A 23784-nucleotide genomic window follows, 5' to 3' on the forward strand; every position below is an offset into this window, starting at 1 on the left:
CACAGAACATGGGGGATCTAGCAATAGATTTCTGTGGTGAATGGTACGAACCGTCGGATGAGGACGTCTTCAACATCGGTCGCGAAGGCGACCTGGAAGTGGACGATAACCCGTACCTGCACCGGCAGTTCCTGCAGGTGGCCCGCTACGACGGCATCTGGTGGCTCAGCAACGTGGGCAGCATGCTGTCCGCCACGGTGGCCGACGCCTCCGGCGGGATGCAGGCCTGGCTGTCTCCCGGCGCCCGGATCCCGCTGGTGTTCAGCCATACCAACATCATCTTCACGGCCGGCCCCACCACCTATGAGTTCGCCGTGCACCTGAAGACCCCGTCCTTCCGGCAGGAGGCGCGCGAAGGCGGCGTCAGCGGCGACACGACCATTGGCCCGGTGGTGTTCACGGACTCCCAGAAGGCCCTCATCGTGGCGCTCGCGGAACCCATGCTCCGCCGGGAAGGCACCGGGTTCAGCGCCATCCCCTCGTCGGCCGCCGCCGCCAAAACCCTTGGCTGGGCACTGACCCGGTTCAACCGGAAGCTGGACAACGTGTGCGACAAACTCGACCGCGTGGGCGTGGTGGGACTGCGCGGAGGTGGCGGCAAACTCGCCACGAACCGCCGCGCGAGGCTGGTGGAACACGCCGTGACCTCGCATCTGGTGACGCCCGACGACCTCTACCTGCTTGAGAAGATGAGGGGCGTGGACGAAGGATGAGGATCCGGCTGACACTCCGCCGCGAGCCCGCCGAAGCCAAGGACCTTGCCGTGACAGTGGACGGCCTGGCCACCGTGGCCGACATTGCCGCCGTGCTGTGGGCCGCGGACCCGGACCGCAAGGGGACCCCCGCTCCGGAGAACCTTTCCCTGCGCATCGACGAGGCGTTCGTGGGCGCAGGCATCAGCGGCAATGTCCTGACCCGCACGGACAACCTCCTCGAGTCCGGCCTCCGCCCCGGCTCCGTGGTGTCGCTGGCCCAGGTGAGCGAACAGTTCCACGAACCCGGAAGCAGCCGCGGCCCCGCGGCCGCCACCCTCCGCGTGCTGTCAGGGCCCGACGTCGGCCGCGAATTCTCGCTGCCCACCGGCACCAGCTACATCGGCCGGGACCGGGACGTGGATATCCGGCTCACGGACCCCCTCACCTCCAAACGCCACGCCCGCATCACCGTGGGCGAGGGGGTGGAGATCGTCGACACGAACTCCGCCAACGGGCTCCTGATGGACGGCCTTCCCGTCACCCGCGCAACCTTGAACTCCTCAGACACCGTCACCCTGGGCGACACCACCGTGACAGTGGTTCCGCTGGGGCACAACCATGCGGCAGCACCGACGTCGCCCATGGTGGACTTCAACCGGTCACCGCGGGTGGTGCCCCGGTTCGAGGAACCCAAGCGCGTGGTTCCGGCCGGGCCGAAGCGACCCGAGGACCAGCCCTTCCCGTACATCATGCTGATCGCGCCGCTGATGATGGGCGCCGTGATTTTCGCCGTCACGCGCAACGCGCTGTCCATGGTGTTCATGCTGATGATGCCGCTGTTCATCGTGGGTCACTACGTTGACCAGAAAATGCGCAACCGCCGCCTGCGCAAGGACGGCCTCAAACATTTCCGCGCCTCAATGGCCGCGTTCCGCGAGGACATCACCGGGCTTCAGAAGGTGGAACGCGCCGTCCGGCTGCATGAGGCGCCCTCCGTCAGCGACACCGTCGACGCCATCTACAAACTGGGGCCGCTGCTGTGGACCCACCGCCCCGAACACAAGTCTTTCCTGGGGCTGCGGTTCGGCATGGGAACGGCGCCCTCCCGCCTCCAGCTCGAAGAACCTGCCAACAACGACACCGAAGTCCAGTACACGCGGGAAATCCAGGACTGCCTGAAACAGTTCCGGGATATCGATGGCGTTCCCGTGGTCTGCCAGCTCCGTACCTCCGGATCGCTGGGGATCGCCGGCGCCCGCGGCCTGGTGGACGACGTTGCACGCGGCATGGTGCTCCAGCTTGTGGGGCTCCACTCCCCGGCGGAAGTGGTCCTCACGGCCATCACGTCCGCCCAGTCGCGGGAGCGGTGGAACTGGCTGCAGTGGTTGCCCCACGTCGGGTCCGGCCACAGCCCGTTGTCCGGCGACCACCTCGCCGCGGGATCCGCGGGTGGGTCCTCGCTCCTGGCCCGCCTCGAGGACCTGCTCGACGCGCGGGAGGCCGCCGCCAGGCGTTCCGGCCCCGACCTGCGGCCGGACGTGGACCCGGCCAAGCACGAGCTGGAGGAGCCCGTGCTGCCGTCCGTGCTGGTGATCGTGGAGGACGACGCGCCCGTGGACCGGGGACGCCTCACCAGGCTCGCCGAACGCGGCCCGGATTCCGGTGTCCACGTCCTGTGGGTGGCCACGGACATCCAGGCACTCCCGGCCGCCTGCCGCGATTTCATGGTGGTGGATGGCGACCACGGCACTACCACCGGCCAGGTGCGCCTGGGCCGGCACACGTACCCGGTCAGCTGCGAAAGCGTGGAAGCTGAACTCGCCGGCCAGCTGGCCAGGATGCTCGCCCCCGTGGTGGATGTGGGCAAGCCCGTGAACGACGACTCCGACCTGCCACGGTCCGTCTCCTACGCCAAGCTCATCGGCAAGGACTTCCTGGACAACCCCCAGGCGGTGGCCGAACGTTGGACCGAAAACAACTCCGTCCACGCCACCGCCGTGGCCAACCGCAAGGACAACGGCACGCTCCGCGCCCTCGTGGGATCCAAGGGCATCGAGCCGCTGTACCTGGACTTGAAGAACGAAGGTCCGCACGCCCTGGTGGGCGGTACCACCGGTGCCGGCAAGTCCGAATTCCTGCAGTCCTGGGTGATGGGCATGGCGGCCGCTTACAGCCCGGACCGCGTCAGCTTCCTGTTCGTGGACTACAAGGGCGGCGCCGCCTTCGCGGACTGCATCAACCTCCCGCACACGGTGGGGCTGGTCACCGACCTGTCGCCGCACCTGGTGCGTCGGGCCCTGACGTCCCTCCGCGCCGAACTCCACTACCGGGAGCAGCTGCTCAACCGGAAGAAGGCAAAGGACCTGCTGGCATTGCAACGCGAAGCAGATCCGGACGCCCCGCCGTACCTCATCATCATCGTGGACGAATTCGCGGCCCTCGCCAACGACGTCCCCGAGTTCGTGGACGGCGTGGTGGACGTTGCGGCACGCGGGCGGTCCCTGGGCCTGCACCTGATCCTGGCAACCCAGCGTCCCGCCGGTGTCATCAAGGACAGCCTGCGGGCCAACACCAACCTCCGCGTGGCGCTGCGCATGGCCGACGAGGACGACGCCACCGACATCCTGGGCGTCCCCGACGCCGCCTACTTCGACCCCGGCATTCCCGGACGCGGCGCCGCGAAGACCGGACCGGGCCGGATCCAGGGATTCCAGACCGGCTACGCCGGCGGCTGGACCACGGACAAACCGCAGCGGCCCCAGATCGACATCGTTGAAATGGCCTTCGGATCCGGACCCAGCTGGGAACCGCCGGCACCGGAAAAACCGGCAGTGGCAGAACCTGCGGGGCCCAATGACATCGCGCGGATGACGACGAACATCGTCCGCGCCGCAGGTGCCCTGGGCATCCGGCCGCCGCGGAAGCCATGGCTGGATGAACTGGCCACGACCTACGACTTCTCCAAGCTGCCCAACCCGCGAACTGATGAACGGTTGCTGCTAGGCGTCGGCGACGACCCCGCCCGGCAGGACCAGCCCACGGTCTTCTACGAGCCGGACAAGGACGGCAACATGGCCATCTACGGAACGGGCGGTTCAGGAAAGTCGGCCGCCCTCCGCGGAATCGCCATCGCGGCGGCGGTGACGCCCCGGGGCGGCCCGGTCCATGTATACGGTATCGACTGCGGCTCGTCCGGGCTGAGCATGCTCGAAGAGCTCCCGCACGTGGGCGACGTCATCGACGGCGACGACGTGGAACGGGTTGGACGGCTGCTGCGCCTGCTGCGCGACATCGCCGAGCGGCGTTCCGCCCGCTTCGCCGAGGTCCGTGCGTCCACCATCGTGGAGTACCGCAAGCTGGCCAACCGGCCTGACGAAAAGCGCATCTTCGTCCTTGTGGACGGCATGTCCGCATTCCGGGAGGCCTACGAACACAGCAAGCTGTCCGGCCTGTGGGACATCTTCCTGCAGCTGGCCACCGACGGCCGCACCCTGGGCATCCACCTGGTGGTGACCGGCGACCGGCCCAACGCCGTGCCGGCATCACTGCTCGCCTCCATCCAGCGCCGGCTGGTGCTGCGCCTGTCCTCGGAGGACGACTACATTTCGATGGACGTGCCCCGTGACGTCCTGGGCGCCGGCTCACCGCCAGGCCGTGGGCTGCTGGACGGGCTGGAGGTCCAGCTGGCCGTGCTCGGCGGAAACTCCAACCTTGCGCTGCAGGCCCGCGAGGTGCACAAGCTCAGCGAGGCGATGCTGCGCCAAGGCCTGGACACCGCTCCCGGCATCGAGCGGCTCCCCGAACAGGTGGACCTGGACGTCCTGCCGGCCGGCGGCCCCGACCTGCCGGTCATCGGCGTCGACGACGAAACGCTGGAGCCCGCAGGGATCATGTCCCGGGGCCCGCTGCTGCTGGCAGGCCCTCCCGGCGCCGGACGCACCGTGGCATTGGTCACCCTGGCCTACGCCCTTCGCCGGTCCAACCCGGACACGGAGCTGATCTACGTCGGGTCCCGGCGCTCCGCCGTCGCCTCTCTGCCTCTGTGGAACCGCTCCGTGGTGGGTCCCGACGACCTCGCCGAGGTGGCGGAGGAACTGGTGGAGCATTCCTCCGGCAACCCGGGCAAACTGGCCATCTTCATCGAGGGGCTGACCGAATTCACCGACACCCTCGCAGAGTCCGGCGTGGCACAGCTGGTCACGGCCTCCGTCAAGGCGGACCAGTGGGTGGTGGGCGAGTCGGAAACTTCCACCTGGTCCTCGGCGTGGCAGCTCGCGCAGCCGTTCAAATCGGGCCGGCGGGGCCTGCTGCTCAACCCGGGCGACATCGAGGGGGACAGCCTGCTTAACACCTCACTGGGCCGGGTCAGCCCAGAGTTCATCCCCGGCCGGGGCTATGTGGTGGGACGCGGAAAGGCCCGCAAGATCCAGGTGGCGCTGCCGCCGGAGAACCGCGACTAGGAAGCCTTATACCCGTGGGGCCGCACAATCGATGGATTTGCGGCCCTCCGGCGTGTTGTAGAAGACTGCTTGGAAGACCAGAAAGCCGCAGACGGGGGACTGCGCGCACCGAAAGGTATGCATGAGCCCGTCCTCTCCGCTCCTCCGCGCTGTCTCGGCAACGGCATCGGCAGCAGTGCTGGCCGCCGCAGTTACCCTTGCTGGCGGTGCTGCACAGGCCGATTCCCCCGAGCCCACACATTCGGCAACGGCCACCACAGAACCCGGCTGCGGGGACGACTGCACATCGGACCCTGCTGCCACCCGGACCGTCGAGCCGCGGCCCACCAGGACGGCGAAACCCGAGGACGACAACTGGCAACCGGAGCCGCCGTCGGATACGCAGCCCGCAGCGCCCCAACCGGCAGCCCCGTCCCCGCCTGCCGCAGCTCCTGCAGCTCCCACTGCTTCCGTTGAACTGATGCCCGCCGAGCCGGCTGCTGAGCCAACCGAAACCGAAGCTGCAGCGGGTCCGTCCGCCACCGCCACCCCAAGTGCTGCACCGCCGTCGGGATCGAACCGGAACACCCCCGTCACCCGGTCCGCCAAGGCGAGCCAGGCGGCGGCCGTGTCACGTCCGGGTGCGGGCGCCGACGGCGCCAACCTTCCCGCCGTCGCCGCCGGCGTCCTCCTGGTGGGTGCGGGCGGCGGCGCCTTCGCCTGGTGGGGCAGGAACCGCCTCCGCTCGCACTGACACCTGCCCGGACACCCGGCGGGCGGTCGCGCCGGCCACAGGTCACAGCCCGGGGCAATGAGCGGATTTGCGGCCCCGGTTCCGGCTGTATAAGACTGCCGGGGAGACCAGAAAAGCCGCGGTGGGGGACTGCGCGCATCGAAAGGTAGCAATGACCCCGACTTCACCGGCCCTCCGCGTTATGTCCACCACCGCAACCGCAGCGGTCCTGGCCATCGCCCTCCTTTTCCTGGCAGGGCCCGCAGTTGCCGATTCCCCCGAGCCATCGCCTGCCACCACGCCGGAAACGGGCGCTCCGGCCGAAGACTGCGGCCTTGTGTGCCTGCCCATCCTTAACGGCGGCAGGCCGGAACCCACAGATGTTGAACACCCAGCGCATGCTCCGGCCGAAACCACGGCGCAGCCAGGGAACCCTGCCGCAGAAGCACCCGCCGGGCCCACACAACCGGCCGCATCACCGGCTGCTACTGCGCCGGCACCCGGACCTTCTGTGCGGGATCCAGCCGAAGAGGCGGCACCGGAAAGGGCCGGAGCAGAAACCGCAGCTGCGGGTACCGGCTCCGCCACGTCGGCCGGGCCCTCCGGCACGCCGGACTGGAATACTCGCCTCACCCGGTCCGCCACGGCAACTCAGGTGGCCGGCATAACCCCTGCAGCTGGCCCCGGTACCGGGGGTCCCGAGTTGCTTCCTATCGCAACCGGCACGTTGCTGGTGGGCGCGGGCGGTGCGGCGTTCATCTGGTGGGGCAGGACCCGCCTCCGGGCACACTAACCGGCGTCCTGTCGCACCCGTAAGGCAAGATAGGTCTGTGAGCACAGGACCAGGCCCCGCAGAAAAGACAGCCCCCAGGAACAGCAGCCCCGACAGCCCGGACGCCATCCCTTCCGACTCCCTCCGGGAGGAATATGAGAACCTGGCAGACCTCGTCCGGAAGTACCGGTTCGCGTACTACCAGGAAGACGCCCCCCTGGTATCGGACGCCGAATTCGACACGCTTTTCCGCCGCCTCGAGGAGATCGAGGCACTCCACCCGGAGCTGGTGTCCAACGATTCACCCACCCAGGAGGTGGGCGGCGAAGTGTCAGCCGCCTTCGCGGCCGTTGAACACCTGCAGCGCATGTACAGCCTCGAGGACGTCTTCTCCATCGACGAGCTCGAAGCCTGGCTGAACAGGGCGGAGGCCAGCATCGAAAAGCTCGGTGACGGTGCCGCCAGGGCCGCCTGGCTCACAGAGCTCAAAATCGACGGCCTGGCAGTCAACCTGCTGTACCGGGACGGGAAACTGGTGCGTGCCGCCACCCGCGGCGACGGAACAACCGGCGAGGACATCACGCACAACGTGCTCACCATCAAGGAGATCCCGCAGCAGCTGGACGGTGACGGCTTCCCTGCGGAGATGGAAGTCCGCGGCGAGGTCTTCATCCCGTCCAAGGAGTTCGCGGAATTCAACGAGGCGCTCATCGAAGCGGGCAAGGCGCCGCTGGCCAACCCGCGGAACGCCGCGGCCGGCTCGCTACGCCAGAAGGACCCCGCCGAAACGGCCAAGCGTCCGCTGAAGATGTTTGTCCACGGCATCGGTGCCCGCGAGGGGCTGGATGCCCGCAGCCAGTCCGAAACCTACCGCCTGCTGAAGGAGTGGGGCCTTCCTGTCAGCCCCTACTTCGAGGTGCTGGAGCGCCGGGAGGACGTCCTGGAATTCATCGAAAAGTACGGCGACCAGCGCCACAAACTGCTCCACGAGATTGACGGCATCGTCATCAAGGTGGACGATTTCGCCACCCAGCGGGCCCTCGGCTACACCACCCGCGTTCCGCGCTGGGCTGTCGCCTACAAGTACCCGCCGGAAGAAGTGCACACCAAGCTGCTGGACATCCAGGTCAACGTGGGGCGCACGGGCCGGGTGACGCCCTTCGGCATGATGGAGCCGGTCAAGGTGGCCGGCTCCACGGTGGAGATGGCCACGCTGCACAACCAGGATGTGGTCAGGGCCAAAGGCGTGAAGATCGGCGACATCGTCATCCTGCGCAAGGCAGGCGACGTCATTCCGGAAATCGTGGGCCCGGTCCTGGCCCTGCGCGACCAGCAGGATCCGCCGGTGCGGGATTTCGTGATGCCTGCCGAATGCCCCTCCTGCGGCACCCCGCTGGCGCCCGCCAAGGAGGGCGACGTGGATATCCGCTGCCCCAACGCAAAGTCCTGCCCCTCCCAGCTTCGGGAGCGCGTGTTCCACCTGGCCGGCCGTGGCGCCTTCGACATCGAGGCACTGGGCTGGGAGGCCGCCATCGCGCTGACGCAGCCCGCCGAGCCGGAGGTTCCGCCGCTCACCTCCGAGGCTGGCCTGTTCGACCTGGCCCCAGAGGACCTGGCCGGTGTTCGGATCCGGCGCGAGAAACGGTCCAAGGGCGCAGGGACCGGAGACTACGAACTGGTTCCCTACTTCTACAGCAAGGGCACGGCAAAGTCGCCGTCAAAGCCCACGGCCACCACCGAGAAGCTGTTCAAGGAACTGGAGAAGGCCAAGGCGCAGCCGCTCTGGCGCGTCCTGGTGGCACTGTCCATCCGGCATGTCGGCCCGCGGGCATCACGGGCACTCGCGCAGGCCTTCGGCAGCATGGCCGCCATCCGGGCTGCCTCCGAGGAAGACCTCGCCCACGTGGACGGCGTGGGACCCACGATCGCCGCCGCACTTAAGGAATGGTTCGCGGAGGACTGGCACCGGGACATCGTCGACCGCTGGGCGGCGGCAGGCGTCCGGATGGCTGACGAACGGGACGAATCCACGCCACGGACCCTCGAGGGACTCACGGTGGTGGTTACCGGGTCGCTGCCCAACTTCAGCCGGGATGAGGCAAAGGAAGCAATCCTGGTCAGGGGCGGCAAGGCCGCAGGCTCGGTCTCCAAGAACACCAGCTTCGTGGTGGCCGGCGAAAGCGCAGGAACCAAGCTGGACAAGGCCGTCCAGCTTGGCATTCCAGTGCTTGACGAGGACCGCTTCCGCCAGCTGCTGGACGGTGGCCCCGAGGCGCTGGCCGGGCAAGCGGCAGAGACAGAAACCGACGAACATGCCGTGGAGGAAACCGTATGACCGGCGCACCAGGCACAGCAGACAAGACCATCCTGGACGCGCTGCTCGCCGTTGCCAGGGAAGCGGCGGCGGCCGGGGCGGAGGTGCTGGCCACCAGGACCCGGGACGCCTTGGATCCCAGCAACAAGGGCGAGGCCGGTGACTGGGTGACCGCCTTTGACGTCGCTGCCGAGAACGCCGTCCGCGGGGTCATCGCCACGGCCCGCCCGAACGACACCATCACGGGAGAAGAACACGGAACCACCCGGCCCCAGGCACCCAGCGGCTACCGCTGGTCCATCGACCCGCTGGATGGCACCACCAACTTCATCCGCAATATCGTCTATTACGGCACGTCGGTTGCTGTAGCGGACGCGGATGGCGTATGGCTGGCCGGCGTGGTTCACGCCCCTGCACTGGGCCGCGTTTATTACGCGTCCCGCGGCCAGGGCGCCTGGCTGGAGGAAAACGGGACGCTTACGCGGCTCGAAGGGCCGGTTCCGGGACGCAAGGGGCAAATCCTGGCCACCGGGTTCAACTACGACCCCCAGGTCCGTTCCGAGCAGGCCGAGCAGTTTGCCGAACTGCTGAAGGATTTCGCGGATGTCCGCAGGCTCGGGTCCGCTGCGCTGGACCTGTGCCTGGTGGCGGACGGCACGCACGACGCCTTCGGTGAGCGGGGGCTCAACGAGCACGATTTCTCGGCCGGGGCGCTGATCGCGGAGGAAGCCGGCTGCTGGGTCCGCCGGCCGCGGCTCACCAGCCCGCTCGACGGTGGCCCAGGCGACCGGGAACGGCTGGACGCGTGGACCTGCGCGGCGAGCCTTGAGCTGTCCGGTAAATTCCCGCTCTGACGCCGGCCTGGTGTCCGCATGAGCAGCGAGCCGGCGCCGGGTGATAGTTCAGTCACGGAAACCCCGGTTTCGCCCGCTCCTGCCGGCTGGAAGCACTACCATTGTTCGGTGCAACCGCCAGTAACAGTCCGGCCCGCCGACGAAACAGACTTCGACGCCGTTGCCCGCATCACCAGGGATTCCTACCTGGCGGCCGGGTACTTTGACGACGCCGGCCATCCCTACATGCGCAAGGTCCAGGACGTTGCCCTGCGGGCCGGCCAGGCCACCGTCTGGGTGGCAGAACGGGCCGGGGATGTGCTCGGTTCGGTCACGCTGGCCCTCGCCGGCGAGCCCTACGCGGACATTGCCCTGCCCGACGAGCTCGAGTTCCGCATGCTGGTGGTGGACCCGGCCGCGCAGCGCACCGGGGCAGGCAAGGCCATGCTGGCGGCCATCCTTGAGCATGCCAAGGCCCTGGACGGGATCAATGCTGTATCGCTGACCACTGGGAGCACGTGGGAAAGCGCCCGTGGACTGTACGACAAGACCGGCTTCGCACGGGTCCCGGAACGGGACTGGTTCGTGCCCGGAACTGACATAAAACTGCTGGTTTACCGGCTGGACCTGTAGCCGCCCTAAAGTGGTGCCGACCCACTCCAGCTTCGAAAGGCCCCACCATGCGCAAAACCTTCGGCACCGGCTCCGTCTGGGAACAGTCGCTCGGCTACTCCCGCGCCGTCCAGGTGGACAACACCCTGTACATTTCGGCCACCGCTGCCAGCGGCGATGAGGGCATCGTGGGCGGTGACTTCTACACCCAGACCCAGTACATCCTGCAGAAGCTTGGCAAGGTCCTGGCCGATGCCGGTTTCAGCTTCGAGGACGTTGTGCAGTCCAAGCTGTACCTGACGGACATCAGCAAGTGGGAAGAGGCGGGCCGCGCGCACGGTGAGGTGTTCGGCGACATCCGTCCCACCCTGTCGCTGGTGCACGTGCTGCCGTTTTTGGACCCAGAGATGCTCGTCGAGATCGAGCTCGTTGCGCAGAAGAGCACCAGCTAGCAGAGGTGATGCCTTAGGGCGTGGCGGGCACGCCGTAGCGGTGCTCCGGCCTGCCCGTGCTCCCGTACCGCAGCTGGATGTCGACGGCGCCGTCGTCCGCCAGGGAAGAAAGGTAGCGCTGCGCCGTTGCCCGGGACACCCCCACCCGGCTGGCCACTTCGGCGGCCGAATACTGCTCGCCGGGAACCAGCGATTCCAGTACCGCGGCTTCCGTCGCTGAGCGGGGCTTCGCCGACGGGCTGGCGTCCCCCGGGATCAGCGACCTTTTGGCGCGCTCCACCGAGTCCTGGTCAAGGGCCCCGGGCTGGGAAAGCAGGCGCCGGTACCGGGCATAGCTCCGCAGCTGCTGCGACAGGGCGTCCGCCGTGAATGGCTTCAGCAGGTATCCCAGTGCCCCGCGGCGGAAGGCCGTCCGGACTGACGGGGCGTCCGAGGCTGCGCTGAGCATGACGGTATCGACGTCCAGCTGCTGGAGCAGGTCAAGGCCTGAAGCGTCCGGCAGGTAAACGTCCAGCAGCACCAGGTCGGGCCGCAGGCTGTGGATCGCCTGCAGCGCCAGCGAGGCCGTGCCCACCGGCGCCAATGCCAGGAAGCCCGCCACCGAGTCAACGTAGGCGGCATGGAGCTTGGCCACGTGGAAGTCGTCGTCCACGATCAGGACCCGGAAATCCTCAGCCATCGTTGTCCTTTCCCCGTGGGTTCAATTGTGGCGTCATCGCACCGCGGGCAACGGTCCTTCCCGCAGTGGTACGCGGCAGCGTGGCCATGAAAACCGCTCCCGGTCCACCCGGCCTGCCCTGGTCCAGCACTGTCACGTCCCCGCCGCGGCGCCGGGCCAGCTGCCGGGCAAGCGCCAGCCCGAAGCCCTGGCCGCCACCGGCACGCACGGGACCGGTGGCGGTAGTGAAACCTTCGGCGAAGACCTGCTCGGCGTCCGTCCCCTCAGCCAGCCCGTCGCCCGAGTCCGCCACCACTACGTGGAGGGTGCCGCCGTCGTCGTCCGGCTCATCCAGTACCTCCAGCTCGACCCAGCGTTCTGCGGCTGAACCCGCCACCGCGGCGTTGACCGCGTTGTCGATCAGGTTGCCCAGCACCGTGGTGACGTCCTGCGCGTCGGTGACCTGCCCGCGGACCAAAGTCTCGGGCCCAATGCGGAGGGTGACGCCGCGTTCGTCGGCCTCCACGCCCTTGGCACCCACGAACGCCTGCAGGTACGGGTCCTGGAGCAGTTCCGCCTGCTCAACCGGGAACTTCAGGGGGCCGGTGGCAGCCAGCTGCGCCAGGTACTCGCGGGCCTGCCGGTGCTGGCCGATGCTCATGAACCCCGCCAGTGTGTGCAACTGGTTGGCGAACTCGTGGCGCTGGGCACGCAATGCTGTTGACATGGTGCCCACGGCATCCAGCTGGCGGGTGAGCTCCTGCAGCTCCGTGCGGTCGCGGAGCATCACCACCCAGCCCAGGTCCTCCCGCCGGTGCAGGGCCTTGCGGGCGTTGGCAACCAGCACCCGGCCGCCCGCAACGAGTTCCAGGGCGTCGCCTCCGGTACCGGGCCTGGTCAGCGACTTCAACTGGTCCGGCACCGGGGCGTCCTCCCAGCGCTCGCCGGTCAGGTCAGGGAGGTTGAGCAGGCGTTGCGCGGCTGCGTTGAACACGCTGATCCGGCCGTCGGCACTCACGCCGATGACGCCGTCGTCCACGCCCTGCAGTACCGCCACCTGGTCATGGACCAGCGTGCTGATCTCCTCCGGCTCCAGGCCGAGCGTCAGCCGCTGCAGCCGGCGGCGCAGCAGGAAGGAGCCCAGCACGCCGGCCAGCAGGGCTCCTGCTGCCGTTCCTGCAACGGGCCCGATGTCGCGGGCCACGCTCTGGCCCACCGTCTCCATCGAATACCCCACGCTCACCTCGCCCACCACGGTGTTGCTGCCGGGGGCGTACACCGGCACCTTGGCACCCGCGGAGGGGCCCAGCGTCCCGGTGTTCCGGGTGGTGACCTCCTGCCCGGCCAGGGCCTCCGTGGGGTCAGTGCTCACCTTTTCGCCGAGCCGCCCGGGATCCGGATGCGCCAGCCGGAGGCCGGTTTCGTCGGTGATCACAACGAAGAGCGCACCGGTCCGGGTCCGTGCGGCCTCGGCTGCCTGCATCAGGGGACCGGCTGCGAGTTCGGACGGCGGGGGAGTGCCCTCCCTTTCGCTGATGGCGAGCACGTCCGCCCGCACGGAGGGGTCCGAGGCGACGGTCCGGGCGAGGGTCAGTGCCTGGTTCTCGGCCTCACTGCCCACCCTGCCATAAGTAAGCCAGGCATGGACGGCAGCGCTCAGCAGGACCACCAGCAGCACCACGGCCAGCTGCAGCAGCAGGGTCTGCGTGGAGAACCGCAGCGGCGGCCGGGAGGCGGAACGCTGCATGGTCCTCCTTGATACGTGTCCTGCCTGCTGCCGGGGAGCGGTCGGAACTGCGGCAGAATCCTGTGAGCAGAATGAGCAAAATGCTCCCAATAAGCAGTATGCCAATCAATTGAGCCAAAGGCACTGCCGTGACGGCCGCCACCCTACAGTCTGTAGCACGCATCACAACGCTGTGGTGCCGTTCACAAGAAGGAGCCGGCTGTGCTGGTAATACTTGGATTCGCCATGATCGCGGTATTCATGGTGCTGATCATGACGAAGAAGTTGACGCCAGTGCTGGCGCTGATCATCGTCCCCACCGTTTTCGGACTTTTCGCCGGTGCCGGCCTGGGCATCGGGGACATGGTCCTGGATTCCATGAAGTCCATGACCTCCACCGCCGCGCTGCTGATGTTCGCCATCATCTACTTCGGGCTGATGATCGACGTCGGGCTGTTTGACCCGCTGGTGAAGTTCATCCTCCGCAAGCTGGGCAATGATCCCGCCAAGGTCGTCCTGGGCACCGCCCTGCTGGCAGCCGCCGTGTCCCTCGACGGCGACGGCTCCACCACATTCATCCTCACCACGGCAGCCATGCTGCCCATCTACCTGCGGCTCAAGATGAGCCCGGTGGTCCTCACCTGCGTGGCCGGCCTTGCCAACGGCACCATGAACATCGTTCCGTGGGGCGGCCCCACCGCCCGCGCCGCCACCGCGCTGGAAATCGACGTCAACGACGTCTTCGTCCCCATGCTTCCGTCACTGATCGCCGGCATTGCCGTGGTCCTCGCCTTCGCTTGGCTCCTCGGCCTGCAGGAGCGCAACCGGCTCCGCGCCACCCAGCCTGAAATCTGGGGTGTCCCGGATACTGCCGAGAACTTCGACGGCGGCGCTTCCGCCGGCTCTGCGGGCGGCGGTTTCGGAACCGGCCGCGGACGCACGGGGGGCAACTCCGGCGGAGCAGCCCCCGCCGCCGGCGGTCTCTCCCCCGAGGGTTCGTCCGTTGCAGTGCTGGACCGTCCCGAAGGCCTGGTGGACGACAGCGACACGGCCATGGCCGACACCGCCCTGGACCCCAACCGCAGCACCCTGCGCCCCAAGCTGTTCTGGTTCAACCTGGCCCTCACGGTGGCCGTCATGGGCATGCTCATCGCCGACCTCGTCCCGCTGCCGTACGTCTTCATGGTGGGCTCCGCCGTCGCGCTGCTGGTGAACTTCCCCAAGGTCAAGGACCAGGGCACCCAGCTGGTGGCCCACGCTCCGTCCATCGTCGCCGTAGTCAGCATGGTCATGGCGGCCTCCGTCCTCACCGGCGTGCTGACCGGCACCGGCATGGTGGAAGCCATGTCCGCCTGGCTGGTGCAAATCATCCCGTCCAGCATGGGCCCGTTCATGGCCGTCATCACCGGCGTCCTCAGCATCCCCATGACGTTCTTCATGAGCAATGACGCCTTCTACTTCGGCGTGCTGCCGGTCCTGAGTGAGACCGCCGCACACTATGGCATCAGCGCCGCCGAAATGGCCCGCGCCTCCATCACCGGCCAGCCGTTCCACATGCAGAGCCCGCTGGTTCCGGCCATCCTGCTGCTGGTGTCCCTGGCCAAGGTGGACCTGGGCGACCACCACAAGAAGGTGCTGTGGCGCAGCGCCGTGGTGTCCCTGGTCATGCTGGGAATCGGCATGCTGACCGGAGCCATCGGTATCGGTTAGTCTGTAGCTGCCGCGGTGCTGTTCCTTGTGGGCGGTACCCCGGCATGAAGGTGCCCGTCTGACGCCCGCTGGGGGTCGTCAGACGGGCATCATCGTTTCCCCACTAGAATGGATCGGAAACCAATCCGAACTTTGCAGGGGAGATCCATGGCTGCGATCAACCGTGACGACGTTGCGCATCTCGCGCGGCTCGCTCACATCGAGATGAGTGCTCATGAGCTGGACAGGATGGCCGGAGAACTCGCCGTCATCGTTGATGCGATCAAGTCGGTCAGTGAAGCCGCCGGAGACGACGTGCCGGCCACGTCCCACCCCATCCCGCTGAGCAACGTTTTCCGCGAGGACGTTGTGGGCCACACCTTCACGGCGGAACAGGCACTCTCCGGTGCCCCGGATTCCGACGACAACCGTTTCAAGGTTCCGGCAATCCTGGATGAGGACTAAACAATGACTGAACAGAACACCAGCGCCGCCGTCCTGATCCGGCTCTCCGCCGCACAGCTCGCCGACAAGCTGCGCGCCCGCGAAGTTACCGCCGTCGAGGTCGTCCAGGCGTACCTGGACCGGATCGCCGAAGTGGACGGCGGCGAACGCGGCGTCAACGCGTACCTGCACATCAACGCCGAGGAAGCGCTCGCCGTCGCGGCCGAAGTGGATGCCATCCGTGCCGGCGGCGGCCCGGAGGCCGAGGCCCTTCATTACCTGGCCGGCGTGCCCATCGCGGTCAAGGACCTCATCGTCACCATCGGCCAGCCCACCACGGCGGGCTCCAAGATCCTCCAGGGCTGGCACAGCCCGTACGACGCCACCGTCGTGGAGCGCCTGCGCGCTGCGAAGATGCCCATCCTGGGCAAGACCAACCTGGACGAATTCGCCATGGGCTCCTCCACGGAGCACTCGGCCTACGGCCCCACCCGCAACCCTTGGGACCTGGACCGCATCCCCGGCGGCTCCGGCGGTGGCTCCGCTGCCGCCGTCGCCGCCTTCGAGGCACCGCTGGCCCTCGGCACGGACACCGGTGGATCCATCCGCCAGCCCGGCGCCGTCACCGGGACGGTGGGCGTCAAGCCCACCTACGGCAGCGTCTCCCGCTACGGTGCCATCGCCATGGCCTCCTCGCTGGACCAGATCGGCCCGGTCTCCCGGACCGTCCTGGACTCGGCTCTCCTGCACCAGGTCATCGGTGGGCACGACTCCCGCGATTCCACCTCGTTGCCCGACCCGCTGGCCGACCTTGTTGCCGCCGCGAAGACCGGCAACGTCGAAGGGCTGCGGATCGGCATCATCAAGGAACTCCACGGCGAGGGCTACCAGGCCGGTGTTGAGAACCGCTTCAACGATTCCCTGGCGCTGCTGCGTGAAGCGGGAGCGGAAATCGTCGAGGTTTCCTGCCCCAACTTCCAGTACGCCCTGGGTGCCTACTACCTCATCATGCCCTCCGAGGCGTCCTCCAACCTCGCAAAGTTCGACGGCGTCCGCTACGGCCTGCGCGTCCTGCCCGAGGACGGTCCCATGACCATCGAACGCGTCATGGGTGCCACCCGCGCTGCAGGCTTCGGCGACGAGGTCAAGCGCCGCATCATCCTGGGCACCTACGCCTTGAGCGCCGGCTACTACGACGCCTACTACGGCTCGGCGCAGAAGGTCCGCACCCTGGTGCAGCGGGACTTCGACGCCGCGTTCACCGTGGCGGACGTCCTGATTTCCCCCACGGCACCCACCACTGCCTTCCGCCTTGGAGAGAAGCTGGACGACCCGCTGGCCATGTACCTGAACGACGTCGCCACCATCCCGGCCAACCTGGCCGGCGTTCCCGGGCTGTCCCTGCCCGGGGGACTGGCGGACGAGGACGGACTGCCCGTAGGCATCCAGCTGCTCGCACCCGCCCGGGAGGATGCCCGCCTGTACCGCGTGGGCGCCGTCCTGGAATCCCTGCTCGAGGCCAAGTGGGGCGGTCCGCTGCTTGCCCACGCCCCCGACCTTGCCGGTAGCGCGGCCCTCGAAACCCAGGAGGCAAAATAATGACCACTGACGCAATCCTCAGCTTCGACGAGGCCATGGAGAAGTACGATCCCGTCCTGGGGTTCGAGGTCCACGTGGAGCTCAACACCAAGACCAAGATGTTCTCCTCCGCGCCCAACGTCTTCGGTGACGAGCCCAACACCAACGTCAACGAGGTGGACCTCGGCATGCCGGGCGTCCTGCCGGTAGTGAACAAGACGGCCGTGGAGTCCTCCATCAAGATCGGCCTGGCCCTCAACTGCAAGATTGCCGAGAGCTGCCGCTTCGCCCGGAAGAACTACTTCTACCCGGACACTCCCAAGAACTTCCAGACCTCGCAGTACGACGAACCCATCGCCTACGACGGCTACCTGGACGTCGAACTGGAGGACGGAACCGTGTTCCGCGTGGAGATCGAGCGCGCGCACATGGAAGAGGACGCCGGCAAGCTGACCCACATGGGCGGGGCGACCGGCCGCATCCAGGGCGCCGACTTCTCGCTGGTGGACTACAACCGTGCGGGAGTGCCGCTGGTGGAGATCGTCACCAAGCCGATCCAGGGTGCCGGTTCCCGCGCTCCCGAGCTCGCCAAGGCCTATGTCGCGGCGGTCCGGGAGATCGTGAAGAACCTCGGCGTCTCCGACGCGCGGATGGAACGCGGCAACGTGCGCTGCGACGCCAACGTCTCGCTCCGCCCGCACGGCCGCGAACGTTTTGGCATCCGCTCCGAAACGAAGAACGTGAACTCGCTGCGCGCCGTCGAACACGCCGTCCGCTACGAGATCCAGCGCCACGCCGCCGTCCTGGACTCCGGTGAACCGGTCATCCAGGAAACCCGGCACTGGCATGAGGACACCCGCACCACCACGTCCGGCCGTGCCAAGTCCGATGCCGACGACTACCGCTACTTCCCGGAGCCGGACCTGGTTCCCGTGGTCGCCTCCCGCGAATGGGTGGAGGAGCTCCGCGCCACCCTGCCCGAGCCGCCGGCCGAGCGCCGCAAGCGGCTCAAGGCCAGCTGGGGCTATTCCGACCTCGAATTCCGCGACGTGGTGAACGCCGGCGTCCTGGATGAGATCGAGGAGACCATAGCCGCCGGCGCCAGCGCTTCCGTGGCACGCAAGTGGTGGATGGGTGAGATCGTGGGCCGTGCCAAGGCTGCCGACGTGGACCCCGGCCAGCTGGGTGTCCAGCCGGCCACCATCGTGGAGCTTGCCCGGATGGTGGAGGACGGCAAGATCAACAACAAGATGGCGTCGCAGGTGCTGGACGGCGTGCTCGCCGGTGAGGGCACCCCGGCGGAAATCGTCGAAAAGCGCGGCCTCGCCGTCGTGTCCGACGACGGCCCCCTGCTGGAAGCCATCGACGCCGCCCTCGCTGCGCAGCCCGACGTCGCCGACAAGATCCGCGGTGGCAAGGTCCAGGCTATCGGCGCCATCGTGGGCGGCGTCATGAAGGCCACCCGCGGGCAGGCCGACGCGGGCCGCGTCCGTGAACTGATCCTTGAGAAGCTGGGCGTCACCGTCTAGCCCGCCGTCTGGTCCCTGGCACCCAACTGGGTCGCAGCTAATGTCGTTTTGAACGCCCATAACGACATCTGCTGCGACCCAGTTGGGCTTTAAGTACTCAGGTGGTGGTGCTCCAAAAGTACCCGTGTGCACCGGTGCATCGTCCGCTTACACTGGAGCGCACGGAGGCCGCCGCCGCAGGCTCCCCCGTGAGCCACGCGAAAGGGACCGCGATGCCACTGCAGCACCAGCCAGGGATCCGCAAGGCCTTCCTCGCGGGGGCTATAGCCCTCGCAATGACAGGGACGGGGACGGCCCTCGCGTGGTCCGCGGACCCGCCGTCGCCCTCGCAGTCGGCCCCAGGCCAACAGGACAAGCCCGCCAAATCAGCCAAGCAGGCCAAACTGGACAAGCCGGCCAAACCAGACAAGCCGGCCAAACCAGACAAGGCCCAGCGTCCCCAGCTGCTGCACAGTGAAAGCGTGGTCAAGAAAGCGGACGGCACGTTCCAGACGGTCCTTGAACAGCGCGGCACCGTGGAGGCCGTCAGCCCCAGCTCAATCACCTTGAGGAGCGAGGACGGCCACACCCAGGCGTACACGGTCAACGCCGAAACGAAGATCACCAGGATCCCGGGTCCGGCGGCGGACGGGGCCCCGCCAACGGGCGACGGCGGCAAGCGGCTGCGGCCCGCAGATGGAACCATTGCGGACATCACCGCCGGTGAAGTTGTCCGGATCTCCGGGGTGAAGAACGGCGGCCAGGCCACCGCCGAGCGGATCGCCGAGGGCGCCGGGGACGTGCCCGGGCTCGGGCTGGGCCGCGGAAACGGACACGGCAAGGGCCACGGCAGGGACAAGTAGGCAAAACTCAGCGCCGGTCAACCAGGCCCGCCATGATCTCCTGCAAAGCCTCACAGACGATCATCACCGAACGGCGCTTCAAGTTCTCGGGCCTGGCCAGCAGGTCGATCCGCCGCCGGGTACTGATGCCTTCGAGCGGCCGCAGCACGATGTCCGGATTCAGGACCGGTCCGGCCGTGTACCTGGGCAGTAGCCCAACCACGCCGCCGGCAGCCACCAGGGCCGCCACGGTGGAGTAGTCATTGATGCGGTGGACGATGTTCAGTTCACGGCTGGACACGGCGGCGACGGCGGACAGCACGTCCGCGGGGGAGTATCCCGCGTGGCTGGTCACCCAGGCTTCACCGGCGACGTCGGCCACGGCCAGTGCCCGCTTCCGCGCCAGCAGGTGTGTTGCCGGCAGCGCCACATCCAGCGGCTCATGCGCGAGCGGTATCACGGTGACCCGCTCCGCCGGCCATCCCGGGCTGTGGTCCATGCGGTGCGCCAGCACCAGGTCGTACCGCGCGGTCAGGCCGGGGAAGTCCTGCTGGGCCACGTCCTCGTCGGACAGTTCAACCCGCGGCTGGTCCGGTGCGTCCAGCATCCTGGCCAGCGGAGCGAAAACAGCCTGCCCGGCGCTGTGGAAACCGCTCAGGGTCACCCGCCCTGCGGCCGAACCGTGGTAGCTGCCGATCGCGCTTTTGGCATCGGCCAGGGCGCTGACGACGGCGGCGCCTGCGTCCGCGAGAACCTGACCTGCCTCGGTGAGCACCAGGTTCCGGCCCTCCTTGCGTGTCAGGGGTACCTCCACCGTGCGCTGCAGCAGGGCCAGTTGCTGGGAGACGGCGGACGGGGTGACCATGAGGGTGTCCGCCACCGCCTTGACGCTGCCCAGTGCCCCGAGTTCGCGGAGGATTTCGAGCTGGTGGATCTCCATCTACCCAGTCTATGCATTAGTAACTGCTACATCGTGGATTGAGGGAATCACTGTTGTGCTAAACCGTTACCCGCGTTGTAATGGGGAGGGCAAGACTGCCAAAGACGTGACAACCAAGAGTAAGGAAGCCGATGAAGGCTCTCTATAAGGCCGGGCCGCAGGCCGGATTCGAACTGGTGGACCGTCCGGAGCCCGCGGTGGGCCCGGCCGACGTCAAGATCCGCGTCATGACCACCGGGATCTGCGGCACCGACCTTCACATCCAGTCCTGGGACTCCTGGGCGCAGGGGATCATCGAGGCTCCCCTGATAGCCGGCCACGAGTTCTATGGCGAAGTGGTGGAGGCCGGCGGGCACGTCCGCGACGTGAAAGTGGGCGACCGGGTGTCCGGCGAGGGGCACGTGGTCTGCGGCATCTGCCGTAACTGCCGTGCAGGCCGCCGCCAGATGTGCATCCACACTGTCAGCGTGGGCGTGCAGCGGGACGGGGCCTTCGCCGAGTACGTTGTGATCCCGGAAACCAACGTCTGGGTCCACCACGATCCGTCGGTCACGCCCGAACTCGGTGCCATCTTCGATCCCTTTGGCAACGCGGTGCACACCGCCCTGAGCTTTCCGCTGGTGGGCGAGGACGTGCTGATTACCGGGGCCGGTCCCATCGGGCTGATGGCGATCGCCGTCGCCCGCCACGCCGGGGCCCGCAAGATCGCCATCACAGACGTGTCCCGTCCCCGGCTGGACTTGGCCGGCCAGCTTGGCGCGGACCTGGCCATCGACGTCTCCACCACCCGCGTCCGCGACGCCCAGCGGGAACTGGGCATGCGTGAAGGGTTCGACATCGGGATGGAGATGTCCGGCCACCCCTCGGCGCTGCCCGAAATGATCGACAACATGAACCACGGCGGCCGGATTGCCATGCTGGGCCTGCCCAGCCAGGACATCACCATCGACTGGGGGAAGGTGGTCACCCACATGCTCACTCTCAAGGGGATCTACGGGCGCGAGATGTACGAAACATGGTACGCCATGAGCGCCATGCTCTCATCCAACCCGGTGCTCCACGCGGGCATCTCCGCAGTGGTCACGGACACGCTGCCCGCCACGGAGTGGGAAAAGGCCTTCGACCTCGCCCGCAGCGGCACCGGCGGCAAAGTTGTCCTCGACTGGACCCGACTCTAAGGAACCCCATGTACACCGCAATCAAGGACCAGTTGCAGGCCGAGCTGGAGGACATCCGCACCGCCGGGCTCTACAAGACCGAACGCAGCATCACATCGCCCCAATCAAGCCACATCACCGCCGGCCGGATCGGCTCACCCGGTGCCGGGGTCCTGAACTTCTGCGCCAACAACTACCTTGGCCTGGCAGACCACCCGGAGATTATCAGCGCAGCGAAGGCCGCGATGGATGAGCGGGGCTTCGGCATGGCCAGCGTCCGGTTCATCTGCGGCACCCAGGACCTGCACCTGGAACTTGAAGCCAGGGTCTCCCGCTTCCTCGGCACGGAGGACACCATCCTCTTCTCCAGCTGCTTCGACGCCAATGGCGGGGTGTTCGAGTCCCTCTTCGGCCCGGAGGACGCCATCATCTCCGACGCCCTCAACCACGCCTCCATCATCGACGGCATCCGCCTGTGCAAGGCGCAGCGGTACAGGTACGCGAACCAGGACATGGCGGACCTGGAGGCCAAACTCGTAGCGGCATCGACGCAGGACAAGCCCGCCCGCCGGAAGATCATCGTCACCGACGGCGTGTTCTCCATGGACGGCTACCTGGCCCCGCTCCAGGCCATCTGCGACCTCGCCGAACAGTACGGCGCGCTGGTGATGGTGGACGACTCCCATGCCGTCGGCTTCATGGGCAGCACTGGAGCCGGCACCCCGGAACACGCCGGGGTGTCGGACCGGGTGGATATCTACACCGGGACTTTCGGCAAGGCCCTGGGCGGCGCGTCCGGCGGCTATGTCTCCGGCCGTGCCGAAATTGTCGCGATGCTCCGGCAGAAGGCCCGGCCGTACCTCTTTTCCAACTCGCTGGCCCCGGCCATCGTGGCCGCCACCCTCAAGGCCTTGGACCTGGTGGAGAATTCAGCGGACCTGCGGCGGCAGCTTTTCGACAATGCGGCACTGTTCCGCCGCCGGATGACGGAGGAAGGCTTTGACCTCCTTCCGGGCGAACACGCCATTGTCCCGGTTATGTTCGGCGACGCGGTGATGGCCGCCAAGGTGGCAGACCGCATGCTGCAGCACGGCGTCTTCGTTACTGCCTTCAGTTTTCCGGTGGTCCCGCGGGGAGCAGCGCGCATCAGGGTGCAACTTTCGGCTGCGCATTCCGCCGACGACGTCGAAGCGTGCGTCCGTGCCTTCGTCGCCAGCCGTGCCGGGGCGGGAGCCTGACCCTGCGCGGCTGGGGCGGCAACTCTGCAAGGATGGACGCATGGCAGCACATTACGATGTCCTGATTGTCGGCGGCGGCATTGCCGGATTGTCCCTGGCGTCCGCGCTGGCGGGCAAATGCAGAGTTGCGCTGGTGGAGGCCGAGCAGGAGCTTGCCTACCACACGTCCTCCCGCTCCGCCCGCCAGCTGATCCCCAGCTTTGGCCCGCCCGTGGTCCAGGAGCTGACAGCCAGGACACTTGAGCTGATCGCCGCCCGGGACGCCGAACTGCCCGAACCGGTCCTGACGCCCCGGAGCTTCATGCTGATCGGCAGCGAGGCCGGGGTGGCGGCGGAAGCAAGCGGTTCCATGCGTCCCATAACCCACGCCGAGGCGCTGGAACTTTGCCCTGCACTGGTCCCGGATTCGTTCTCCGCGGCGGGCCTGGACACAGGGTCGTTCGGTTCCAATGCCCCCTTGCTGCTGGAGGACCACCGGCAGCGGGCAGTGGCCGGCGGAGCGGACATCTTTACCGGGGCCAAGGTCCATTCCGCGCAGCGGCTCGGGTCCGGCTGGGAGGTCGGCGCGGGCACGGAAGCCTTCCAGGCAGCCGTCCTGGTTAACGCGGCCGGTGCCTGGGCCGATGAACTCGCCGTCATCAGCGGGGTGGAAAAGCTGGGATTGCAGCCGTACAGGCGCACCGCGGCGATTGCCGCCGTCGAGCATCCCCTGCCGGAACACAGCCCTATGGTGGCTGCCGCGGACCACACGTTCTACTTTCGTCGCGAAGGCAATGACGTCCTGATCTCGCCGTCGGAGGCCGTGCCCAGCGGGCCCGAAGATGCCAGGCCGCGGGCAGGCGACGTCGAGCGCCTTGTGGAGCGGCTGAATACCGTCACCACGCTCGGCATCACGGAGGTGCGCAAGGCATGGACTGGTCTTCGCACCGAAGCTGCCGACGGTGTCCCGGTGGCGGGATTCGACGCCGAGGCACCAGGCTTCTACTGGCTCGCAGGACAAGGCGGCTACGGTTTCCAGACGTCCTCCGCCATGGCGGAGCTGGCTGCCGGGCAGATCCTGGCCGGCCAGCGCGCGACAGGCGGGTACAGTCCGGAATCCCGGACAGCACAGGCGCTGGCGGCAACGCGCTGGTCCATCCGGCGCTGAAGAATGG

19 protein-coding genes are annotated in these 23784 nt (G+C 67.7%); 16 read left to right on the forward strand and 3 right to left on the reverse strand.

Features of this window, described 5'->3' with window-relative positions; all coding sequences use genetic code 11:
* Positions 1–8: 8 nt before the first annotated feature.
* From AC5RUU_RS03615 to AC5RUU_RS03650, 8 genes are all read left to right on the forward strand, one after another.
* Positions 9–713 carry a hypothetical protein gene (locus AC5RUU_RS03615; RefSeq protein ID WP_493973847.1) on the forward strand — a complete coding sequence of 235 codons (705 nt, stop codon included), beginning with the start codon at positions 9–11 and terminating at the stop codon, positions 711–713.
* On the forward strand, positions 710–5155 hold the full coding sequence (locus tag AC5RUU_RS03620; RefSeq protein WP_493973848.1) for a type VII secretion EssC family protein: 4446 nt from the start codon (positions 710–712) through the stop codon (positions 5153–5155). The genes AC5RUU_RS03615 and AC5RUU_RS03620 overlap by 4 nt, the downstream gene beginning before the upstream one ends.
* A 121-nt stretch (positions 5156–5276) precedes the next feature.
* A complete protein-coding gene (locus AC5RUU_RS03625; RefSeq protein WP_493973849.1) occupies positions 5277–5888 on the forward strand; it encodes a hypothetical protein in 612 nt (203 codons plus the stop codon).
* Between the two features lie 151 nt (positions 5889–6039).
* Positions 6040–6660: a hypothetical protein gene (locus tag AC5RUU_RS03630; protein ID WP_493973850.1), complete on the forward strand. Its 621-nt coding sequence runs from the start codon at positions 6040–6042 to the stop codon at positions 6658–6660.
* Positions 6661–6697: 37 nt separating this feature from the next.
* Positions 6698–8974 (forward strand): NAD-dependent DNA ligase LigA, encoded by a 2277-nt coding sequence (gene ligA / locus AC5RUU_RS03635; RefSeq protein WP_493973851.1) that lies wholly within the window; start codon positions 6698–6700, stop codon positions 8972–8974.
* Positions 8971–9807: an inositol monophosphatase family protein gene (locus AC5RUU_RS03640; RefSeq protein WP_493973852.1), complete on the forward strand. Its 837-nt coding sequence runs from the start codon at positions 8971–8973 to the stop codon at positions 9805–9807. Before ligA ends, AC5RUU_RS03640 begins: the two co-directional genes overlap by 4 nt.
* A 108-nt stretch (positions 9808–9915) precedes the next feature.
* Complete coding sequence (locus tag AC5RUU_RS03645) at positions 9916–10419, forward strand: GNAT family N-acetyltransferase (protein ID WP_493973853.1); 504 nt, start codon at positions 9916–9918, stop codon at positions 10417–10419.
* A gap of 47 nt (positions 10420–10466) precedes the next feature.
* Positions 10467–10850, forward strand: a complete 384-nt coding sequence (locus AC5RUU_RS03650; protein WP_493973854.1) for a RidA family protein — start codon at positions 10467–10469, stop codon at positions 10848–10850.
* A gap of 13 nt (positions 10851–10863) precedes the next feature.
* Here the strand turns inward: AC5RUU_RS03650 and AC5RUU_RS03655 are convergent, their stop codons facing one another.
* Both AC5RUU_RS03655 and AC5RUU_RS03660 read right to left on the reverse strand, forming a co-directional pair.
* Positions 10864–11529 (reverse strand): response regulator, encoded by a 666-nt coding sequence (locus tag AC5RUU_RS03655; protein ID WP_493973855.1) that lies wholly within the window; start codon positions 11527–11529, stop codon positions 10864–10866.
* Positions 11522–13255, reverse strand: a complete 1734-nt coding sequence (locus tag AC5RUU_RS03660) for a sensor histidine kinase (protein WP_493973856.1) — start codon at positions 13253–13255, stop codon at positions 11522–11524. Before AC5RUU_RS03660 ends, AC5RUU_RS03655 begins: the two co-directional genes overlap by 8 nt.
* Before the next feature lie 201 nt (positions 13256–13456).
* Between AC5RUU_RS03660 and AC5RUU_RS03665 the strand changes: the two genes are divergently transcribed.
* The 5 genes from AC5RUU_RS03665 to AC5RUU_RS03685 all read left to right on the forward strand — a co-directional run bounded on the left by AC5RUU_RS03665 (position 13457) and on the right by AC5RUU_RS03685 (position 19316).
* Positions 13457–14944, forward strand: coding sequence for a CitMHS family transporter (locus AC5RUU_RS03665; RefSeq protein ID WP_493973857.1), 1488 nt, complete (start codon positions 13457–13459; stop codon positions 14942–14944).
* A 147-nt stretch (positions 14945–15091) separates the two neighbouring features.
* Positions 15092–15388, forward strand: a complete 297-nt coding sequence (gatC, locus tag AC5RUU_RS03670) for an Asp-tRNA(Asn)/Glu-tRNA(Gln) amidotransferase subunit GatC (RefSeq protein WP_009359679.1) — start codon at positions 15092–15094, stop codon at positions 15386–15388.
* Positions 15389–15391: 3 nt separating this feature from the next.
* Positions 15392–16966, forward strand: a complete 1575-nt coding sequence (gene gatA / locus AC5RUU_RS03675; RefSeq protein WP_493973858.1) for an Asp-tRNA(Asn)/Glu-tRNA(Gln) amidotransferase subunit GatA — start codon at positions 15392–15394, stop codon at positions 16964–16966.
* The gene (gatB, locus tag AC5RUU_RS03680; RefSeq protein WP_493973859.1) at positions 16966–18474 is read left to right on the forward strand and encodes an Asp-tRNA(Asn)/Glu-tRNA(Gln) amidotransferase subunit GatB; all 1509 of its coding nucleotides are present in this window, start codon (positions 16966–16968) and stop codon (positions 18472–18474) included. The genes gatA and gatB overlap by 1 nt, the downstream gene beginning before the upstream one ends.
* Positions 18475–18662: 188 nt before the next feature.
* Complete coding sequence (locus AC5RUU_RS03685; protein ID WP_493973860.1) at positions 18663–19316, forward strand: hypothetical protein; 654 nt, start codon at positions 18663–18665, stop codon at positions 19314–19316.
* A gap of 7 nt (positions 19317–19323) precedes the next feature.
* Here the strand turns inward: AC5RUU_RS03685 and AC5RUU_RS03690 are convergent, their stop codons facing one another.
* A complete protein-coding gene (locus AC5RUU_RS03690) occupies positions 19324–20235 on the reverse strand; it encodes a LysR family transcriptional regulator (protein ID WP_493973861.1) in 912 nt (303 codons plus the stop codon).
* A 131-nt stretch (positions 20236–20366) separates the two neighbouring features.
* Here AC5RUU_RS03690 and tdh point away from each other — a divergent pair, with 131 nt between their 5' ends.
* The 3 genes from tdh to AC5RUU_RS03705 are packed head-to-tail and all read left to right on the forward strand — an operon-like array spanning position 20367 to position 23777.
* On the forward strand, positions 20367–21413 hold the full coding sequence (gene tdh, locus AC5RUU_RS03695; protein WP_493973862.1) for an L-threonine 3-dehydrogenase: 1047 nt from the start codon (positions 20367–20369) through the stop codon (positions 21411–21413).
* A gap of 8 nt (positions 21414–21421) precedes the next feature.
* On the forward strand, positions 21422–22630 hold the full coding sequence (locus AC5RUU_RS03700; RefSeq protein ID WP_493973863.1) for a glycine C-acetyltransferase: 1209 nt from the start codon (positions 21422–21424) through the stop codon (positions 22628–22630).
* A gap of 40 nt (positions 22631–22670) precedes the next feature.
* The gene (locus AC5RUU_RS03705) at positions 22671–23777 is read left to right on the forward strand and encodes an NAD(P)/FAD-dependent oxidoreductase (RefSeq protein ID WP_493973864.1); all 1107 of its coding nucleotides are present in this window, start codon (positions 22671–22673) and stop codon (positions 23775–23777) included.
* The last annotated feature ends 7 nt before the right edge of the window (positions 23778–23784 follow it).

The sequence above is a fragment of the Arthrobacter sp. K4-10C genome (assembly GCF_059090085.1).

Excerpts from the sequence above, each read along its gene's own strand:
- AC5RUU_RS03650 (WP_493973854.1), top strand. The coding sequence starts at position 10,467 with ATGCGCAAAACCTTCGGCACCGGCTCCGTCTGGGAACAGTCGCTCGGC.
- gatC (WP_009359679.1), top strand. The coding sequence starts at position 15,092 with ATGGCTGCGATCAACCGTGACGACGTTGCGCATCTCGCGCGGCTCGCT.
- AC5RUU_RS03625 (WP_493973849.1), top strand. The coding sequence starts at position 5,277 with ATGAGCCCGTCCTCTCCGCTCCTCCGCGCTGTCTCGGCAACGGCATCG.
- AC5RUU_RS03630 (WP_493973850.1), top strand. The coding sequence starts at position 6,040 with ATGACCCCGACTTCACCGGCCCTCCGCGTTATGTCCACCACCGCAACC.
- AC5RUU_RS03620 (WP_493973848.1), top strand. The coding sequence starts at position 710 with ATGAGGATCCGGCTGACACTCCGCCGCGAGCCCGCCGAAGCCAAGGAC.
- AC5RUU_RS03700 (WP_493973863.1), top strand. The coding sequence starts at position 21,422 with ATGTACACCGCAATCAAGGACCAGTTGCAGGCCGAGCTGGAGGACATC.
- AC5RUU_RS03705 (WP_493973864.1), top strand. The coding sequence starts at position 22,671 with ATGGCAGCACATTACGATGTCCTGATTGTCGGCGGCGGCATTGCCGGA.
- AC5RUU_RS03640 (WP_493973852.1), top strand. The coding sequence starts at position 8,971 with ATGACCGGCGCACCAGGCACAGCAGACAAGACCATCCTGGACGCGCTG.
- AC5RUU_RS03655 (WP_493973855.1), bottom strand. The coding sequence starts at position 11,529 with ATGGCTGAGGATTTCCGGGTCCTGATCGTGGACGACGACTTCCACGTG.
- AC5RUU_RS03615 (WP_493973847.1), top strand. The coding sequence starts at position 9 with ATGGGGGATCTAGCAATAGATTTCTGTGGTGAATGGTACGAACCGTCG.
- gatB (WP_493973859.1), top strand. The coding sequence starts at position 16,966 with ATGACCACTGACGCAATCCTCAGCTTCGACGAGGCCATGGAGAAGTAC.
- tdh (WP_493973862.1), top strand. The coding sequence starts at position 20,367 with ATGAAGGCTCTCTATAAGGCCGGGCCGCAGGCCGGATTCGAACTGGTG.
- AC5RUU_RS03660 (WP_493973856.1), bottom strand. The coding sequence starts at position 13,255 with ATGCAGCGTTCCGCCTCCCGGCCGCCGCTGCGGTTCTCCACGCAGACC.
- AC5RUU_RS03690 (WP_493973861.1), bottom strand. The coding sequence starts at position 20,235 with ATGGAGATCCACCAGCTCGAAATCCTCCGCGAACTCGGGGCACTGGGC.
- gatA (WP_493973858.1), top strand. The coding sequence starts at position 15,392 with ATGACTGAACAGAACACCAGCGCCGCCGTCCTGATCCGGCTCTCCGCC.